We start from the raw sequence: 18,322 nt of genomic DNA on the forward strand, positions 1-18,322 counted from the left end.
ACAGATTTCGGAGTGCGTGTATGAACTCGTTTCTGAGAAAGTCTGCCGACTATCTTCCGTTTCTTCTTCATGGGTTGGGTCTGACAGTTCTGGTCACGGTTCTCGCCCTTGTACTGGCGTCGGGCATGGGCCTGGTCTGGGCTCTTCTGCGAACCTCCGGTATACGTGTCTTCGAAGTATCTACACGACTGCTGATTGAGTTTGTCCGCGGTATCCCGCTTTTGGTCATTCTTCTCTATGTCTACTTCGCTGCACCCGATCTCGGCATCGATTTGTCGGCGCTCCAGGCCGGGATCTTGGGTCTAGCAATTGCCCACTCTTGTTATCTTGCCGAGACTTTCCGGGCGGGGATACAGGCCGTGGATCGAGGGCAGTTCGAGGCAGCGCAGTCGATTGGCATGAGACGGCCATTGATGATGCGCCGCGTCATTCTTCCCCAGGCCTTCAGGATCACGTTGGCGCCCTACGCCAGCAATATCGTGCTGCTCTTGAAAGACTCTTCGCTAGTGTCGACGATTTCGGTCGCTGACCTGACCATGCATGGTAAGATGCTTGCTTCCTCGACCTTCGACAGCATGACGGTGTTCACGCTCGTCGCCCTCCTCTACTTATCCCTGACCATTCCTTTGAATTTTCTGATGCACCGAGTGGAAGCTTCTTTCTCGGAGGGGCGATGATCATCTTCGAGGATGTCCATAAGTCGTTCGGCGAGTTCCAAGTCCTGAAGGGGATCGACGCCCGGATCGCCAAGGGCCAGGTCGTTTGCCTGATTGGGCCGTCGGGCTCGGGCAAGTCCACGCTCTTACGCTGCATTAATGGGCTGGAGTGCTACCAGCGCGGCCTTATTAGGGTCGGCGGTGTGGTCGTCGACGCACGCTCGAGGACTATCCACGACGTGCGCATGCGCGCATCAATGGTCTTCCAGCGCTTCAATCTGTTCCCCCATCGCACCGCCCTTGAAAATGTCATGGAGGGACCGCTCTATGTTCTCAAGGAAGGGCGGGATGAAGTCTGTGAGCGAAGCCTCAGTCTCCTCCGACGCGTGGGCCTTGGAGAAAAATCGGACGCCTATCCCGCCTCCCTTTCAGGGGGGCAACAGCAGCGCGTGGCAATCGCCCGGGCTCTTGCTATGCGCCCAGAGCTGATCCTTTTCGACGAACCGACATCTGCGCTGGATCCGGAGATGGTCGGCGAAGTCCTGGCGGTTATGCGGAGCCTGGCGGAAGAGCATATGACGATGCTGATTGTGACCCATGAAATCCAGTTTGCGCGGGAGGTGGCTGACACGGTTCTCTTCCTCGACGGCGGCCGGATCGTTGAACAGGGCGATGCCACGCAAATGCTGAACAATCCGCAAAAGGAGCGCACGCGCGATTTTCTGCGACGTGTCACGCACCCTGTCTGAAGTCCGCTTCCCGGTGGCCAGCGAACGAACCCAGGTTTGACGCCCAATCATCTTTGGAATCAGCTTTGCACGATTTCATTCAGCGCTCTTCGTCCCCACGGATAGGTGGTCCAAGCCGTTTCCTCAGCAGGCGCTATTCGATCGAGCCGGACGGGTTCCGAAGGGATTTGGCAAGGCCACCCCGGAAGGCTAGCTAACCAGATATTGTTGTGGATCGTGTCCTGATAGCGATGGCCCTCATCGGCCATGATGACCAAGGTCTTCGCATCCGGATTTCGTTTGGCATACCAGCTTGCCACAAGCGCCGCGGCGCCACTGGATGGACCAACGAACAGAGCGTGTTCGCGTACGAGAGCGTGGGCCATGGCATAGGCTGGCAGCGCGCCCACCCAATGGACTTCATCGATCAACTGGTGAAGTACATTTTCGGGCAGAATGCTGTTTCCGAGGCCACGCAACATGCGCTTGCCGGCAGGGTGTCCGAACAAGACGCTACGATGTGTATCAACCGCAAGGATCGAAAGATCTGGAAACAGATTGCGCAAGAACTGGCCAGTTCCGCACAGGGACCCGCCGGTGCCGACACAGCCGACGAGGCAATCAATTTGGCCGAAGGAGCGAATTGCAAGGTCCGCGAGCCGGCTATAAGCGAGCCGATTGTCGGCACAATCATATTGCCTTGGCCAATAGGCGCTTTCATGGCCATGAAGCATCTCGCGCAGATGTTCGAGCCTACCGCTCTGATTGCCATCCCCAACTGGATCTTCGATGATGACTTGCTTGGCGCCGAGTTGCTCGAGCCTGCGCGTAAATCGGGGCTCGGTAAGCGTTGAGGCCGTCACCAAGGTGAGCTGATACTGGCGGATCGCACATACCATCGCCATCGCTAGACCGAATGTGCCCGAGGTCGTCTCGATGATGTGGCCTCCGCGTTCCAGGCGACCGGAGGCCGCGGCTCGGTCAACCATGTAGCGAGCGGGAAGAAGTTTCATCAGGGAAAAGCTGGCGGCGTAGAGATTGGGCGACAGGCAGGCAAAGCGAGGTGTCTCGAATGCGCGCAAATAATCGGCTGCACCGTTCATGCAAACATCCTCCTTTCCGTATTGATTGCGAAGACCTGGATAGCACTGAAGCCGGCCTGAGCTGCCTGATCAGCAAGAGCATTTGCCCGCGTCGCTGCGGCTGGGTCCATTCCATCCAGCAAGATGCCGAAGAGAGTGCCGCTGTGGGCAACTTGTATGCCGCAGGCTTGCGAGCGCCGTGCAAGTTCTAACGCGCGATCCCATCCGGCCTTCGGAAGATAGCGTTGATTGATACGTGCGCTCATGGTGGCAAGCTGCCCCAGAAGTCGTGGGTCCTGGTACCGGATAGAGCGGGAGGTCAAGCCACGAAGTACACGAAAAATCTCGATTTCTTCTATGTCAAATCTGGCACGGCGGGTGCTGAGGGTATCGATGGGAACGGCCTGGAGATCTTGAAATCCAACTACGACAAGCGGGGGATATTCGTCCCCGAAATGCTCGAGCACAAAACCCTCGCGATGCGCGAACAGGACGGCCTGATCTGCATAGACGATGGCATCGCTTGCAGCTTCAGAAGCGATCGCAAGTCTGCAGATCGTCGAACGCCGGAGTTCGGTGTCTAACGCCGTAGCCGTTGCCCGAATAGCGGCGACAACGTCCGCGGTCGAAGAGCCATAGCCATGTCCAACCGGAATGTCGCTCTCGAGCGTGAGGTCGGCACCGCATCCGTTAAGTCCGAGATACTCAAGCGTGGCTAACGCAGCCCGGCTGGCTTTCAGCCGGTCCCCCGGACGTGTCCGGACGCCCACCTCCTTGCTCGGCCAGAATGTCGCCTGCGAATGCCGCAAAGACATTGGGAGCGTTAACAACCCTCTGTGAAGTCGACCGTCCTGGCCCTCAAAGACGCCTTGGAGCAACTCGCCGTGGTGGGCAATAGCCTTCGCGTAACCCACGCCCGGTGAGTTCTTGCTGCCGTTGAAGCACCGATGACGATCCGATCCGATCTGTCTTGTCATGGCCTTGTCCCACTGCAAAAAGCTGCGGGCAAGAATGAAGGAATTCTTCAAGGACTGTCACTCGCAAGAACTTAGTACGCGATGGGGCGGCTCGACTTGTCTTTCTGGCCTTCCCGGGACCGGGATCGCATCCTGACCTTGGCGCAACGGGGCTTCATCGCGCTGTTATTCGGCGTGCAAATTTGACCCCGTAGAGCGGGGGATCGGCGTCCAATTTTGACCCCCACTCGTTTGCAGCACGCAGACTGCACTCACTGTTCTCCCTGTGATGAACAATGCCGAGGCATGAAAATGCAGAATCTCGAGCCCATCCTCATTTTCATAACGGTCGCGGAAATGGGGAGCTTCACCCACGCGGCCGATAGCCTGGGCATCCAAAAGGGGAGGGCCTCAACGGCGGTCCGGAAGCTGGAGGAAGATGTCGGTGTCAGGCTCCTGCACCGGACGACGCGCAGCGTGCGGTTGACGGAGGACGGACGTGCATTCCATGCCCGTGCCCGCGATCTGCTTGCTGAAGTTGATGATCTGCACTCAATGTTCGCGAGCGATCGCGTGGCGCTTCGCGGGCGATTGCGCGTCGATCTTCCAACCGAGGTGGCGCGCACAACAATCGTGCCGGCCTTGCCGGATTTCATGGCGGCTCACCCCGAGTTGGAGCTGGAGGTGTCGAGTACGGATCGGCAAGTTGATCTGGTTCAAGAGGGGTTTGACTGCGTATTGCGACTTGGTCCCATCGGCGACGAGACGCTGATTGCCCGCCCGCTGGGCCTGTTGCGCATGGTCAACGCCGCCAGTCCCGCCTATCTGGCGCGCTATGGCGTCCCTCGATCGCTGGAAGATCTCCAGCGCCAGGAACATCGGACAATTCATTTTTCGACGATGCTGGGCGCAAGACCCTACGGATGGGAATATCCGGACGGCGACAGCTACGCGACGCTTCAGTTGCCAGGTGCGCTACATGTCAACAGCGCGCAGACCTACGAAGCCGCTGCCCTCGCCGGCCTTGGCCTGATTCAGGCGCCACTCTTGGGGATTGGCCGATACTTGGAGAGTGGAGCGCTTGTGGAGATCATACCCGATTTTCGTCGCCGGGCGCTCGCCGTGTCCCTCGTCGTGGCACATAGGAGCAATCTGTCGCGCCGAGTCCGCGCATTCATGAAATGGATCGAAGATGTGCTGACGCCGTATTTGGAATAGCGAGGCCAACATCTTCGTCCGGTCCTTGAAATCAAGATTCTGAGGTTATGTCTGCCGGTCGGTGGACCGACGGATTAGATCGAGGAGCTGATCACAGATTGGAGCAAGGTTCCTCGTTGGCGCGGTGGCAACACCCAGCAGAAGCCCGGAATCGGCGCTGTCAGGCGACGCATACCAGGCTGAAAGTGGCGACGGAGACATACCGTACGTCAAGGCTTCGCGTGCCACGGCCACATCCGATGTTCCTTTCGGCAATTTCAGCAGCACGGCCAGACCGGGTGCGGCAAGACGATCAGTGCTGACGGATGATTCAAGGCAGTCTAGCAACGCCTGTCGCTTGGCAGCATAAGCGTGCTTAGTGCGTCGGAGATGGCGCATATAGTGGCCCTCGCGCATGAACGCGGCGATTGCGAGTTGTACCGCGGGGCAAGGCGGCGGCGCGAGACACGCTGCCACCTCCGCGAACCGAGAGATCAGATCGAGGGGCGCGATCAGAAAGCCGAGCCGAACAGTCGGACTGATCGTCTTGCTGAATGAGCCAATGTGAATGACGCGTCCGTCGCGGTCGAGCGATGCGAGCGCTGGCGCGGCCCTACCCGCCAGTTGCAACTCGCTCAGATAGTCGTCCTCGATCACCCAAACCTTGTTAGCAGTTGCCCACTCGAGCAGGCGAATGCGGCGCTCAAGCGACAAGGCGGGGCCGAGCGGCGCCTGCTGACCAGGGGTCACGATGACGAGCTTGGCGTCAGGATGCTGGCGCAGGCCATGATCGATATCGATACCCTCGGAATTAACCGGGATCGGAGCGAGGGACAATCGTGCGAGCTCAAGTCCCTTTCTGGACCACGGGAAGCCTGGGTTCTCGATCCAGGCCGTTTGCCCGCCAAGGCCCAGAACGCTGAGCGTTAGGCCAAGCCCGGCGCTGAAGCCGCCAGTGATGATGACCTGCGATGGCAAGCAAGTGATGCCGCGGGCGACGGCGAGATAGCCCGCGACCTCACGCCTTAGCACGAGCTCGCCGCGAGGATCGGGATAGAGGGGGAAAGCACTCGCCTCGGCACGGACCGCGTGCGCGCGGATCCGCGCGAACAAGGTCGCCGGAAAGATCTCGATTGCCGGCACACCCATCTGGAAGAACGCAGGCCCCTGCGTCATTTCCTGATAGATACTCATGAACGAGCCCGCGTCCGGCGGCGGCTCGGTCCTTACGACGGCGCGAGGACGCTGGGCGACGCGCGTGCCGGTCGCCCGCGAGGCCTCGATCAATTGAGCGGCAGCCAGCTTCTCGTACGCAGTCCGCACGGTGCCGCGCGCGACACCAAGCTGGGCAGCGAGATCCTGCCATGAAGGCAACCGCGCACCGGGCTCGAGCACTCCATCCTCGATAGCGGTGCTCACCCCCTTTCGGATCTGCTCCGCCAAGGGAACCTTTGCCGTGCGGTCTAAACTCAGGTTTAGCGGCCTGCCCATCCGGCCGTAGTACACAATTTCTTCGGGTTCTTGGCACTTTTTTCCGGCCCAATGAGGGGCATCTTCAGGCTGATAGAAGGAGAAGCCGATGAAGATCCGAACGCATCGTCGCTGCCACCGTTGATTTTTGCACGCCGCGTCGATGGCATCGATTCAATTACCACTGGTCATTGGACCCATCGAGTTTCGCCTTCTCATTTTCGCTCGTCTGCAAAGGAATTCGGAAGATGACGAGCTAACACACACAGGCAGGTGGACGATGAAAGCAATCATTGTGACGGACCAGGCTGCGGGAATGGCTGGGATGAAGCTAGCGGAGCGGCCCGAGCCGCAAGCAGCGATAAACGACGTCGTCGTTCAGGTTCATGCGTCGGGGTTCGTTCCGACTGAGATGGAGTGGCCCTCGACCTGGACCGATCGCCGCGACCGTGACCGAACACCGTCGATCCCCGGCCACGAGCTGGCCGGAGTGGTCACCGCTCTCGGCTACGGCACAACGGGACTGTCGGTAGGACAGCGAGTGTTCGGCCTCGCCGATTGGTATCGTGACGGCACCCTGGCGGAGTACGTAGCCATCGAGGCACGCAACCTCGCGCCCCTGCCAGGCGACGTCGACTTCACGGTGGGCGCGAGCCTGCCAATCTCGGGCCTCACCGCGTGGCAGGGACTGTTCCAGCGCGGCCGCCTTCAGGCGGGGCAGAGCGTCCTCGCGCACGGCGCGGCGGGCGCAGTCGGGACGATGGTGACGCAACTCGCGCGCGAGGCTGGCGCGTATGTCATCGGCACCGGACGCGCGGCCGACCGTCAGAAGGTGCTCGACTTCGGCGCGCAGGAGTTCGTCGACCTCGACAACGACGCGCTGGAAGACGTCGGCGGCGTCGATCTGGTGTTCGATGTCATCGGTGGCGACATCCAGAAGCGGTCCGCAGGCCTGATTCGAGCGGGAGGAACGCTGGTGTCCATCGTCGGGCCGACCGAGGCGCGGCCCGTCGACGGCCTCGCGGTCGACTTCGTTGTCGAGTCCGATCGTGCCCAACTGAGTGAGATCGTCCAGCGAGTGCGGGACGGACGACTGCGGACGAACATCGGCAACATCGCGACCCTCGACGACGCCGTCGCCGCCCTCATCCCGACCGAACGACGCAAGGGGAAGCCGATCATCCGCGTTCGTCCGTGAGCGACACGCGCTCATCGATGCACGGGCCGGCCGTCGCTGTCCAGATCGGCCGGCCGCCTCCTCTCAGCTTCGCCGAGGGCAATCTTGCCTTTGTTGGAACCTGCGAGGGCTCTTGTGTTAGCGTGCTCAGTCAGCCAAGCCCATGACGAAGGCTAGCGCTGCATTTAGGCGCGTCATGTCGGATGGCGACAGAGCACCTATCCTGTTTCCGATCCTCTCCCGACGAACCGTCACGGGATTGTCGGCCATAATCTGGGATCTCAGTCGCAGGCCGTTGGCGGGTCCGGGTTCGACTGTCACTCGAAAATCCGGAGCGTCAAACAGGTCGGACGTCATTTGGCAGATCACCACGGATGCGTGTTCGGCTGGAAATGCATCTGTTTGCACAATAACCGCTGGTCGAGGTTTGCCATAATCGCCGGAAGCCGCCACTGTCACAACGTCACCGCGCCGCATCGTCATCAAACTCTGACACGGCCTCAATCCAGTCCAATGCGTCGTGCTCAGCCTTCCGATCGAGCCGCGCCACCTGGGCGGCGATACGTTTCCTAACCGCGCTAACTCTTGCATCAGGAAGGCTCAGACGCACCTCCCGCATGTCGCGAGATCGACGCCGCTCGCGCATCGCCTTCATTCTTTCTGCTGCGGTCATCTTGACACCTCAGTCTCGTAACGCGTTACAGTTATGTAACGCGTTACGAGGTCCATGGCAATCGAATTCGCTCCCGCCTTTGCTGGAACCTTGTAGGCGCCTCACTTCCCGATCTGGAGTGAGCAACGAGGGTCTGTCGTTCAGGCATTGACAGCTTGTTCAACGCTTCCATGAGGCGCGATCGGTCGACCACCGACCTGCCATAAACCCCGTTCTGCGAATCCGCTAGGTTGACCCCGATTGAAGGTCCCCACTCGATTGTTTTGAGACATGGTAACGTATTGATCTGGCAAGGAAAACATTTTCTGGCTGTGATGAAGAGCCGTCTCCGTGATCCGTCAGAAAAATTGCGCTCTTGAATTCAAAGGAGAATTTCGACATCCGCGATTTGCTCGGGTTCAGCGACTATCGACATCGATCGGTCGATTATTCGCCTCTCGGGCACGCACGCGTTCGGCATTGCGCCTGAAAAAGGACCGTCAGCAGTAAATCGTATAGACGAGAGAGACCGTTTCGCGACGGTCTCTCTCGCCCTTCGATACGCGCGGTTATCGGCAACCGTCAGCTCTATTTAACGACAGCCACGGCCTTGCGGATTGCGTCGATGACGATATCGGGGTGGGACAGCATCGGGACGTGGCTGCTCTCCACCTCGGTGGTCGTCGCTCCCATGCGCTTGGAGACCCAGCGCTGGAGATCGGGATGCACGGTATGGTCCCGAGTGGCCAGAACGTACCAGCTCGGCTTCGACTTCCACGCAATGTCGTTCGCCCCGAGCTTCTGCTGATGGAACAGGTCAAATGCCGGCGGGTAGTGCGTGGCCCAGACGAGTTTCTGATCTTCCGCGGAGAGGTCGCCGGCGAAGAACTCGGTGCCGTTCGGCAACATCCAGGCGCGCCCATCGGCGACCTCGACGCGAGAGAAAATATCCGATGGGAATTTGTCGAGCTGGTTCTGCACGGTCTCGCCGGCATCTGGGGCAACCGCCGCGATGTAGACGAGGCCCACGACGCGTTTGTCGACGCCCGCGGCAGTGATGGTGGCGCCGCCATAGGAATGGCCCACAAGAAGGACCGGATTGCCGACACGATTGAGCGTGCGCTTCACGGCCGCCACATCGTATTCGAATGAGGTCAGACCGTATTGGACAGAGATCACTTCGTGTCCGTCGGCTTGCAAAGCCGGGATCACCTTGTTGAAGCATGAACCGTCGGCCCAGATTCCGTGACAGAAAACGATGCTTGGCTTGGTGGACATGGATACCTCCGAAAGTTGCGCCTGATTGCTTCCGCCAACAACGGCCTCGGGATCAGGGTCGAGCTTCAGAAACGACGTCTGAGCGGCCCGCGTATTTGCGGATCTTGCGGAGCTATGGGCTGTTCTTGCTCAAGTCCGGGAGCCGCGATGCTCGTTGCGGAACTGGCCCGGAGTCAGGCCTGTGTGCTTTCGGAAAATGCGATTGAAATTGCCCTGCGATCCAAAGCCAGCCTCCAGCGCTATCTCAACCAACGACAAGCGCCCCTCCGCGAGTTTGCTCTTCGCTTCCTGAACGCGGCGTTCGGCAACGTATCGGTGAGGTGAGAGACCTGTGGCTTTCTGGAACATACGAGAGAAATGGAACGGGCTAAGGCATGCTTCCGCAGCTAGTTCATCCAACCCGATCGCGTCCGCAAAGCGACACTCGACCAGGTCCAGCACCCGCGTCAGCTTCTGATAGGAAAGGCTTGGCGAGGGCGGCGCGGCGCGCCGCGAGATGTTCGAGTACTTGGAGACGAGATGCGCCGCGAGCATTGAACTGGCGCTGTCGATGAACAGTCGATCGGTGGGCTCGGGCGGTCGAGAGATGATGCCATGAAGGGCGGCCGCAACCTCCTTCAGAAGGGGATCCGACACTCTTGGCGCGCGGACCAGCTCCGCTCTCGGCGGATCGACGTCAAAATCAGCTAAGGAACTTGCGGCTGTCACCGAAGGGGAGAGGAAAATGTAAAGGCATTCGAGCGGGGAAACGATCTCGGTCTCCGTTTCGTCAAAACCCACAGGCAGAATGCTTGCGATGCCGGGCTGAACCGCCACTACTCGCCGGACGGCGCCTGCCTCCTTCCAACGGACAGGTGTGCGGCCTGCAAGAGCGCTCGAAATAGCATTACATGTGCATGTAACAGGCGGAAGAACAGTCGAATTCAAGCTCCGATGCTCGATCCGTATGTTCGGCCGTTCGAGGGAACTGTGAAGCTTGCTTCCCTCATAACGGCGATTGTGAATGAGAAAAGTCATGCGTGCGGGCCTATCGGTTCCGGTCAGCTACCTTGTATCACATCCTAATATTTCAATAACCCAACTCGCCATCGTCGTTCCGTCGGAGAAACTGCAATGTACGGGCAAAAAAGTCCCCTCCAGTGCGTTTCAGAAACAAATCACGCTCCGGAAAAGACCGTCAGCGCAATGCGCCCAATCTGACGGTCTTTTGGATCGATCCGGGATACGCGCGAGCAATCAGCTTGTTGGCATGGATGTACGCCGCGCGCCTCAACATAGGTCAGGGGAATAACCGTCATATAGGGCATTCCTAGCTTCGAAACCATGGGCAAAACCGCAGATCGCGACCCTTCATTCGGATGAAGCAACGCCGAATCCCGAAGAGCTTTCTACCTCTTCAATTGCATCCTCCTCCCGGCTGCCCTCGCCCTCCATTTCACCCGGAACCGCCGGCAGGTTCTCTGCCAGCAGCCGCGCCTTGCTGAGCAGGCCGGCATCCTCCAGCCTTTCGAGGTCGGGCAGGTCGCGCAGGGTCTGGAAGCCAAAACGCTCCAGGAACCCCAGCGTGGTGACATAGGTATAGGGCGCGCCCAGCTGGGGGCTGCGTGGCCCGGTCCCGACTAAGCCATCGCTGCGCAGATTGGCGATCAGGTCCCGCGATATCTCCCGCCCGAACATTTTCGAAAGTTCGACCCTCGTCACCGGTTGGAAATAGCCGTTCGCTAGCAAGCCAATCTTGAGAGCCATTAAACGGGCGCCTGTTCTGCGCCCACGCTCCCTAAGGCTGCAACACGATTTGCCCAGACGATCGACTCGATAAGGCGGGATGAAAGTCCTCGCCTCCGTTCGTTACCCGGCAGTTCTGCGGGCCTGCATCTACGTTGCCGTTGTCAGCGCGTCGAAGGCATCCTATGGTCACTGCGATGGTTCCTGGACCGCGAGGTTCGGGATGAAAAGGGAACGCGGTAGGTATTCGTGCCAAAGCCGCGGCTGCCCCCGCAACTGTGAGCGGCAAGCAAACATCCACCATGCCACTGGCCGAAGGCTGGGAAGGCGGATGTCGCTACGACCCGTGAGCCAGGAGACCTGCCATCACCATCAGTTGACCGGACGGGGTGTTCCGGGAGGAAGCTTTGACAACGGCGCTCGCCGTTATCCAACCATCCTTCTGTCCCCACTTTGTCAGGCGGGAGTTGAGATTGGCACGGACTGTGGACAATATCCAATTCCGCATGCGATGTCGCATTGGCCACCATCAGCAGGGTTTATTGCTGATAGGCAAGCACCAGGCCTCCAACGCCGCAAAGGGAAAAGCCATGCTTTCGATGACCGAGGTCGGCTGTATCGACGCCAGTGGTCGGCCATTGGCGTTCGGCCTTACTTCCCTTGTCGGGCCAGCCATCTATTCGGTGACACGCACGAGATTTTACGATGAACGCTGAGGTTTAGGACGGCAAGATGGCTAAGGTATACAATTATGAGGTCGAGGATGGGGGCACCGTATTTGTATCAGGCGTTAAGCGCACGATGGCTTCAATCCGTCGGGTCGGAGTGACGGCGCAGCTACACACGGAGGAGGAAGTGCCAGACGAGAAGGTCGACGCTGAAGGCCGATACTTCCCCCCGTTGTTCCCAACTAGCTCGACAAAGCCAAGATCCTTTTGAGTTTCGCCCAACGATCCGGCCTGGCTGGGTGCTCAAATACAATGCTTTAGCCGTGTCCTCGATCAAGCAGACGAGGAGGGAGCCGGCAAGGAGCTTGTGAACACGGCTGTCGATGCCGACCTACAAATGAAGACCCGCGATGGCTCGCTTGTGCCGCTCGATCTCATTCGCTTGCAGGCCCTTGTGCTCAAAGCCTGTGCCGAACTTGCAGACAGAAAAGCCAAGGCAATGGTCTCGGAGACGCAACGCAATCTCTACGACGGCATCAGCCAGGAAGAGTTGGCGTTGGCGCCGATCCTCGCCGCCTGCACCCTTATCGAAACGGAGCCGTACTATGCCAAGGTCAGTGCCCGTCTCCTCAATGACAAGCTGCGTCGAGAAGCTCTGACCTTCATTGCGGACGGCCCAAGCAGGCCATGCAGGCCGAAATGGTGGAGCACTCCGCGGACGATTTCCACGACTACATTCAGGTCGGCATTGCCAACGAACTTCTCGACCCCGAATTCGGCCGCTTTGACCTGTCTCGCCTATACCCTCAACTGAGGCGTTCCAGTAGACATCTGGTTTCAAAGTCCGAAAGCTGCATTTGAGATAGCGCAGCATCTCGAAGCCCTCTCCAGGAATGAAATGCAGCCTCGAAGTGTCGAGCGCGCAGCCCTTGGCCTAGTGCTATTTTTTGAGCGATCGGGTCGTCGGGCAGTCGCGCTGCCAGTATTTTCAAATTTACTTCGTTCCTGGGTCCGTCAGTGACTGTGCGCCCGAGCACGTATTCGGTCACACCCACGACCTTGAGGGTGGAACTGAACATTTCAAGTCCAGTACTTTTCACAAGCTTGCTGTCCAGGATAGCGACAAAGTCCAGGTGCAGCGCTGGCTGCATGTCAAAGGCATGAAGTAAAACCTGAAATTGGATATCGCGCGCGATCGTAACTGGTAGCTTCGAGAGGAAATTGAAGATTACTACGTTGGGGGTGTCCATGCCCGTGCCTGTCATTTGCCGCTAGCTGCGCAGTATTGGCACCCCCACGGCCCGCTCCACGGCTCGAAGTTGGGAGCGATTGGCCCACAAGGTGCTGAGACGAAGGTGCTGCCTCGAGGCGCGCCGCCAGTGATTCTTAGCTTGTTTCTCGCGCGAGCGCCAAGAGCTCCCTAGTTGATGGAAGACACCATTTTGAGGTGACGGGTCACTCATCCTCTTTACGAGTCTGCGTTTGATGAAGGATGCCATCGATCAACCTTGGGGATCTCCTCGACTGTTGTTTCGCGATCGATGGGTATTTATGTAAATCGGCGCCAAAGGTTGACCCCTAACGGCGCGACCATAGTCGGCTGAAAAAGCACGATAATTTGGAATTTGAGGGGGTCTCGATCGGCACCGATCCTGTCCCCATCCATCATGGAATTTTGCACATAATATCAATAGGTTAACGTTCGCGCGACGGGGGCTAATCTTTGAAGCCGATTTACAAGGATCATAGGCCGGATCGGCAAAATCACGCGCCACGGAAAGGTGGTTAGGGTCAACTTGAGCGCCAACGTTGACGTTAAGATCGCCGAGGGAAAGTACGAGGCAGAAACCCTTTGGAACACGGTAACCGCGTTTGGTGCCACAGCGGATTGGGTGGAGGCCCAACGCAGCGTTGGTGACCTGGTTCACGCCAAGGGAACTATGGGCCAGGCCAAATATACCAACGGCAATGGCGAGACGGTCTATTACACCGACTTCAAGGCCCGGTCCTTCAAGTTTCTTGCCCTAGCGCGCGACAAAATCGACGATGAAGGGCCGGTTGGCGGCTAATGCTGTCAGCCTCCCTTCTATTTTCGACAGGCCCTGCACTATGTACTCTCGCGCTGGATCACCTTGAACGGCATGAGCATAAGTTCGGGCGGTATGCGCCGCCCTTCCCTGCTCGCCTCGATCGCATTCAGCAGGAGATCCCCGGCAGCACGGCCGATTTCAAACGCATCCACGGAGATGGTGGTAATGCGCGGAAAGGAACAACGCGCCACCTCGAAGTCACCGAAGCCAGCGATCGCAATACGGCCGGGGACGGCCCAGCCGCGCCTGTGGCACTCCATGAGTGCCCCGAAGGCCGAAAGATCGGAGACGCAAACGGCTGCGTCGACATCTGGCCATTGCGACATCAGATGCGCAATCGCCTCCCCACCTTGCTCCATGGAGATGGGCGGCTTGCCGAAGGAGATGACCCTTCCGCGCGGCAGGCCAAGCTGCTCGATCGCCTGCGCATAGCCAAGCCGCCGATCGGCGCCGCGGGTATCGCGGTTGCTGGTACCGCCCACGAAGCCGATATTGCGATAGCCGAGACCATACAGGTGATGGACGAGTGCATTCGTAGCGGCGGCGTTGGAAAACCCCACCACATGTTCGATCGGATTGTCCGGAATATCCCAGGTCTCGATCACCGGGATCCCTGCGGCTGAAAGCAGCCGACGCGTTCTGTCGGCATGCCGACCGCCGGTGACAATGATCCCCTCAGGCCGGCGCGTTAGCATTGACTCGACCAGCCGTTCCTCTTTCTCGATCAGATAATCCGTGTAGCCGAGAAGAAGCTGAAGGCCGGTGTTTTCGATCGCCTCGGTGATGCCACGCGCCGTATCAGCGAAGTTCGAACTATTGATCGAAGGCACCAGGGCAACAACGAAACCCGATCGCTTCGAGGAGAGCGTTCCGGCCGTCTGATCGAGCACATAGCCCAGTTCGTCGACCGCATTCATGATCTTGCGGCGGGTCTTCTCGGAGATCGGGCCGCCTTTCTTGAGCGCGCGCGACACGGTCATGGTAGATACGCCCGCAAGCTCGGCCACGTCAGCCATGGTTGGCGGGCTTTTCAGCGGTCTGTCGGTTTCGCTCGCCATCAAGATGTCCAGTGGTGGTCTTTTCAGGCCAATGATATTTGTCGCCGGAACGCGTTACCACCCCGGCGGGTGGTTGTTAACGTAGATAGCGTAGAGAGAAGTCTGCGCCGTGATGTAAAGACGATTGCGCTTGGGCCCGCCGAAACACAGGTTCGACACGATCTCCGGCACAAGGATACGGCCGATCAGGACACCATCCGGCGCATGGACGCGCACCGAATCGGCGCTGGAGGTCCACAGATTGCCGTCGCGATCAACCAGGAAGCCGTCGAAGAAGCCGGCATCGCAAATGGCGAAAGTCCGGGCCGCGCCGATACTTTGTCCATCTGGCTCAATGTCATAGGCATATATGGCCTTGGGCAAGCCTGGAACATGAGTGGCGCCGGTGTCGGCAACATAGAGGATTGTTTCATCCGGCGAGAAGGCCAGGCCGTTCGGGCGGACGCGATCGGTGACAACAGCCGTCAGTTCGCCTGACGATGCATCGAGACGATAGAGCTGTGATGCGCCAATCTCGGATGGCGCCGCGTGGCCCTCATAGTGACTGTCGATGCCGTAGGTCGGATCGCTGAACCAGATCGACCTGTCCGATTTCACCACGACGTCGTTGGGGGAGTTCAGCCGCTTGCCCTCATGACGATCGACGAGCATCGTCCATCGCCCATCTGCCTCCAGCCGGGAAATGCGTCTTCCACCATGCTCGCAAGCCACGACCCTGCCGGCTGCATCGAGGGCGTGACCGTTGTGATAGCCACAGGGGCTCTCGAAAACACTGACGGAGGCATCCGTCTCATCCAAGCGCATCAAGCGGTCGTTGGGAATATCAGACCACAAGACGGACTTGGCCGCCGGCACATAGATCGGCCCCTCCGCCCAACGGCACCCAGTCCACAGTCTTTCCAGCTGGGCGTGGCCGATGATCAGGGCTGCAAATCGTTCGTCGAGGATATCGTAATCGCTCATCTTCCGGACACCGCCCTCAAACCACCAACAAGGGATACTGGTCGGCTCGAAATACGGTGTGGAAGATATCGCCGTCGAACAACTCGACGAGATCAGCCGTCACAGAGCGGCTTTGGGTCCGCACGTCCGAGGCGAGTGCCTGCTCGATGGCCTCTCGGGAGGGATAACGGATGGCGAGCACCATTTCGTAGTGTGGTTCGATGACGTCGGCCTCCTCCTGACGCAACACGCGCACCTCCTCGGCACCCGGAAACTGGGTCCAGAGTGGGACCAGCCTCTCGTGGACGAAATGGGTGAAGGCATCCTCGAAGCCGGGCTTCGCACGGCCGCGGAAAAAGGCGCAACGTATGTACATGAAAAGACTGCCTCGGGAGAGAGAAGGGGCCGGCGGCAATCACCGCCGCCAGCTACGACTAGTTCGGCCTTCAGCCGGCTCAGTTCACGCCCCAAATCTTCTTGTAGGCGTCGCGATAGCCATTGTCGGGGTCGAAGACATTCTTCGGACCGCCGTCGAAGGCGATGTTGTCCGGCGTCACCAGATGCACACCGGGCACGTAGCCCGACCATTTCTCGCCGGCGAAGGCGCGGTTGAGCTCATCGATGAGCTGCCAGCCCTGCATGGAAAGCGGCTCGGGCACGGTCGCAGCCTGATGATCCTTGGCCCGGATACGCTGGTAGGCAGCCTCGGAGCCGTCGCCGGCCGAGATGTTCTGCGGGTCGCCATCACCGGCAATGCCGGCGGCGGAGAGAGCCGGAGGCATGAAGTCATAATAGAGGTCGTTGATTGCCAGTGACTGCGTCCACTTGGCGCCATTTTGCTGCAGCAGCGTGGTGGTGAGCTGAGGAATGCGGGTCGATACATCCGAAAGCGGCGTGTCCTGGAAGGACAATACCGAGCAGCCCGCGCATTGCTTGATCACCGCTTCCATCGCGCGTCCCTTGGCGATAGCGATCGCGTAGGTGGAGTCGGCGAAGATCACGACACCGGCCTTGCCATCGGAATCGGCGATCGCCTTCATTGCCGCGACTTTTGCCACTTCCATGGCATCGGTGGTGACATTGGCGAATACGGGCGTGCCATCCAGGGGGCCCGGTTTGGGACCTGAGTGCCAACCGACGATGGTGATGCCCAGCTTGGCCGCTTCCTCGAGACCTGCCTTCTGCTCCACCGCATCGCTGCCGCCGACGACGATGGCATCGGGCTTGAGCGCGATTGCCTGGCTCAGCGCCGTCGCCTGGCCTGAGACAGTGCCCTGCCCGTCGATCTCGCGATAATCCCAGCCGATCACGCCGGCCGCCTCTTTCACACCCTGGGCCACGCCGAGGATGCCGCCATTGCGCATGTCGCCTGCCACATAGACAACGATCTTCTTGCCGGCGGCCTTGGGGCCTGTGGTTGGGCCGTCCCATTTGTCGGCGCGAGCGCCCGCCTTGGCCACCACCGCCTTCGCCTCGTCGACGAAGGCGTCGGCATGTGCGGCAAGAGGCGCAAGCATGAGCGTTGCCGCGCTGGCAGCCGCCATTAGTACAGTTCGTCTCAACATAGTTCCCTCCTGATTGCGACGGCTCGTCATGCGCCCGTCTTCTTGAAGTTCCGGATGGCAGAGCCACGGCGACGCTGGGCGTAGCCGGCAATGCCGATGGCGATGAGCAGGGTCACGCCGTTGAACATGGGTTCGACCCAAAATGAGCCGCCGAATTGCTGGATGCCGGCGATGCCGACGGCGAGGATGGCAACGCCAACCACGGTGCCCCAGACATTGACGCGGCCGGGCTTGATGGTGGTCGAGCCGAGAAAGGCGCCGACCAGGGCGGGCAGCAGATATTCAAGCCCCACACTGGCCTGGCCGATGCGAAGCTTCGAAGCGAGTAGCACGCCCGCCACAGCGGTAAGCGCGCCCGAGGCAACGAAGGCGCCCATGGTGTAGCGTTGCACCGGAATGCCGTTGAGCGCCGCAGCCTTCGGATTGGCGCCAATGGTGTAGAGATAGCGGCCGATCGGCAGATGCTCGAGGATGAGCCACAGCAGGAAGGCAAGGCCGAGTACGTAGAAGCCCGTGATCGGCAGACCGAGCACCATGGTGCCGTTGAGCGAGAGGAAGCCCTGCGGCAGCGTCGCCACGACCTGCCGGCCACCGGTGTGCCAGAGTGCGACGGCGTAAAGCACCGTGCCCGTGCCGAGGGTTGCGATGAAGCTGTCGATACGTGCCACCTCGACCAGCAGGCCGTTGAGCAGGCCCACCAGCGCCCCGAGCAGAATCACCACCAGCACGGCGACCGGCCAGGGCAAGCCGAACAGCGTCTGCAGGCTGATGGCGAGAATGTGCCAGAGCACGATGCCGTAGCCGACGGTGAGATCGATCTTGCCGGCCGCCATCGGGATCATGGCTGCCAGGGACAGCATGGCGATGATCGCCTTGTCCGACACGATCGAACGGACATTGAGCATGGTCGGGAAAGTCTGCGGGAGGATCAGCGAGAAGAGCATGATCAGCAGAACCGTCAGGATCGGCAAGCCGTAGACCGGCAGGCGCCGAAGCAGGCGCTCGGTGCCCGAAGCATTCTTGAGTTCGCCGCGCGTCGGCTCGAGCGCATCGGATTTGATCGAGTTGGTTGACATGA

General features: G+C 59.7%; 20 protein-coding genes and 1 riboswitch. Of the genes, 6 read left to right on the plus strand and 14 right to left on the minus strand.

The window, feature by feature from the left end; genetic code table 11:
• Positions 1-20 precede the first annotated feature (20 nt).
• Both QQL24_RS05415 and QQL24_RS05420 read left to right on the plus strand, forming a co-directional pair.
• Positions 21-677 carry an amino acid ABC transporter permease gene (locus QQL24_RS05415; protein WP_284310888.1) on the plus strand — a complete coding sequence of 219 codons (657 nt, stop codon included), beginning with the start codon at positions 21-23 and terminating at the stop codon, positions 675-677.
• Positions 674-1,405 carry an amino acid ABC transporter ATP-binding protein gene (locus QQL24_RS05420; RefSeq protein ID WP_284310889.1) on the plus strand — a complete coding sequence of 244 codons (732 nt, stop codon included), beginning with the start codon at positions 674-676 and terminating at the stop codon, positions 1,403-1,405. The genes QQL24_RS05415 and QQL24_RS05420 overlap by 4 nt, the downstream gene beginning before the upstream one ends.
• Before the next feature lie 59 nt (positions 1,406-1,464).
• Here QQL24_RS05420 and QQL24_RS05425 read toward each other — a convergent pair whose 3' ends face one another.
• On the minus strand, positions 1,465-2,487 hold the full coding sequence (locus tag QQL24_RS05425; protein ID WP_284310890.1) for a cysteine synthase family protein: 1,023 nt from the start codon (positions 2,485-2,487) through the stop codon (positions 1,465-1,467).
• Positions 2,484-3,494 carry a GHMP family kinase ATP-binding protein gene (locus QQL24_RS05430; RefSeq protein WP_284310891.1) on the minus strand — a complete coding sequence of 337 codons (1,011 nt, stop codon included), beginning with the start codon at positions 3,492-3,494 and terminating at the stop codon, positions 2,484-2,486. The genes QQL24_RS05425 and QQL24_RS05430 overlap by 4 nt, the downstream gene beginning before the upstream one ends.
• A 240-nt stretch (positions 3,495-3,734) precedes the next feature.
• Between QQL24_RS05430 and QQL24_RS05435 the strand changes: the two genes are divergently transcribed.
• Complete coding sequence (locus QQL24_RS05435) at positions 3,735-4,640, plus strand: LysR family transcriptional regulator (protein ID WP_284310892.1); 906 nt, start codon at positions 3,735-3,737, stop codon at positions 4,638-4,640.
• 45 nt (positions 4,641-4,685) lie between these two features.
• Here QQL24_RS05435 and pdxR read toward each other — a convergent pair whose 3' ends face one another.
• Positions 4,686-6,110 (minus strand): MocR-like pyridoxine biosynthesis transcription factor PdxR, encoded by a 1,425-nt coding sequence (pdxR, locus tag QQL24_RS05440; protein ID WP_284310916.1) that lies wholly within the window; start codon positions 6,108-6,110, stop codon positions 4,686-4,688.
• Between the two features lie 259 nt (positions 6,111-6,369).
• Here pdxR and QQL24_RS05445 point away from each other — a divergent pair, with 259 nt between their 5' ends.
• Complete coding sequence (locus QQL24_RS05445) at positions 6,370-7,287, plus strand: NADP-dependent oxidoreductase (RefSeq protein ID WP_284310893.1); 918 nt, start codon at positions 6,370-6,372, stop codon at positions 7,285-7,287.
• 126 nt (positions 7,288-7,413) lie between these two features.
• Here QQL24_RS05445 and QQL24_RS05450 read toward each other — a convergent pair whose 3' ends face one another.
• From QQL24_RS05450 to QQL24_RS05470, 5 genes are all read right to left on the minus strand, one after another.
• Complete coding sequence (locus tag QQL24_RS05450) at positions 7,414-7,749, minus strand: type II toxin-antitoxin system PemK/MazF family toxin (RefSeq protein ID WP_348536430.1); 336 nt, start codon at positions 7,747-7,749, stop codon at positions 7,414-7,416.
• On the minus strand, positions 7,730-7,939 hold the full coding sequence (locus QQL24_RS05455) for an antitoxin MazE-like protein (protein ID WP_284310894.1): 210 nt from the start codon (positions 7,937-7,939) through the stop codon (positions 7,730-7,732). Before QQL24_RS05455 ends, QQL24_RS05450 begins: the two co-directional genes overlap by 20 nt.
• A 567-nt stretch (positions 7,940-8,506) precedes the next feature.
• The gene (locus QQL24_RS05460; protein ID WP_284310895.1) at positions 8,507-9,196 is read right to left on the minus strand and encodes an alpha/beta hydrolase; all 690 of its coding nucleotides are present in this window, start codon (positions 9,194-9,196) and stop codon (positions 8,507-8,509) included.
• A gap of 129 nt (positions 9,197-9,325) precedes the next feature.
• Positions 9,326-10,012, minus strand: a complete 687-nt coding sequence (locus QQL24_RS05465) for a helix-turn-helix domain-containing protein (protein ID WP_284310896.1) — start codon at positions 10,010-10,012, stop codon at positions 9,326-9,328.
• A 534-nt stretch (positions 10,013-10,546) separates the two neighbouring features.
• The gene (locus tag QQL24_RS05470) at positions 10,547-10,942 is read right to left on the minus strand and encodes an SMC-Scp complex subunit ScpB (protein ID WP_431310642.1); all 396 of its coding nucleotides are present in this window, start codon (positions 10,940-10,942) and stop codon (positions 10,547-10,549) included.
• Positions 10,943-11,102: 160 nt separating this feature from the next.
• Positions 11,103-11,303, plus strand: a riboswitch (cobalamin riboswitch).
• Between the two features lie 653 nt (positions 11,304-11,956).
• Between QQL24_RS05470 and QQL24_RS05475 the strand changes: the two genes are divergently transcribed.
• A complete protein-coding gene (locus QQL24_RS05475) occupies positions 11,957-12,403 on the plus strand; it encodes an ATP cone domain-containing protein (RefSeq protein ID WP_348536431.1) in 447 nt (148 codons plus the stop codon).
• Here QQL24_RS05475 and QQL24_RS05480 read toward each other — a convergent pair.
• Positions 12,396-12,839 (minus strand): hypothetical protein, encoded by a 444-nt coding sequence (locus tag QQL24_RS05480; RefSeq protein ID WP_284310897.1) that lies wholly within the window; start codon positions 12,837-12,839, stop codon positions 12,396-12,398. The genes QQL24_RS05475 and QQL24_RS05480 overlap by 8 nt on opposite strands.
• Before the next feature lie 513 nt (positions 12,840-13,352).
• Here QQL24_RS05480 and QQL24_RS05485 point away from each other — a divergent pair.
• Positions 13,353-13,658, plus strand: a complete 306-nt coding sequence (locus QQL24_RS05485; protein ID WP_284310918.1) for a single-stranded DNA-binding protein — start codon at positions 13,353-13,355, stop codon at positions 13,656-13,658.
• Positions 13,659-13,696: 38 nt separating this feature from the next.
• Here QQL24_RS05485 and QQL24_RS05490 read toward each other — a convergent pair whose 3' ends face one another.
• The 5 genes from QQL24_RS05490 to QQL24_RS05510 form a co-directional block, all read right to left on the minus strand.
• Positions 13,697-14,695: a LacI family DNA-binding transcriptional regulator gene (locus QQL24_RS05490; protein ID WP_284310919.1), complete on the minus strand. Its 999-nt coding sequence runs from the start codon at positions 14,693-14,695 to the stop codon at positions 13,697-13,699.
• Between the two features lie 96 nt (positions 14,696-14,791).
• Positions 14,792-15,700: an SMP-30/gluconolactonase/LRE family protein gene (locus QQL24_RS05495; protein ID WP_284310898.1), complete on the minus strand. Its 909-nt coding sequence runs from the start codon at positions 15,698-15,700 to the stop codon at positions 14,792-14,794.
• A 16-nt stretch (positions 15,701-15,716) separates the two neighbouring features.
• Positions 15,717-16,055, minus strand: a complete 339-nt coding sequence (locus QQL24_RS05500) for a hypothetical protein (RefSeq protein ID WP_284310899.1) — start codon at positions 16,053-16,055, stop codon at positions 15,717-15,719.
• 79 nt (positions 16,056-16,134) lie between these two features.
• Complete coding sequence (locus QQL24_RS05505) at positions 16,135-17,244, minus strand: ABC transporter substrate-binding protein (RefSeq protein WP_284310900.1); 1,110 nt, start codon at positions 17,242-17,244, stop codon at positions 16,135-16,137.
• Between the two features lie 26 nt (positions 17,245-17,270).
• Positions 17,271-18,320 (minus strand): ABC transporter permease, encoded by a 1,050-nt coding sequence (locus tag QQL24_RS05510; protein WP_284310901.1) that lies wholly within the window; start codon positions 18,318-18,320, stop codon positions 17,271-17,273.
• Positions 18,321-18,322: the final 2 nt, after the last annotated feature.

Origin of the sequence: Labrys miyagiensis, from assembly GCF_030160835.1 — a bacterium.
GTDB classification, from domain to species: Bacteria; Pseudomonadota; Alphaproteobacteria; order Rhizobiales; family Labraceae; genus Labrys; species Labrys miyagiensis.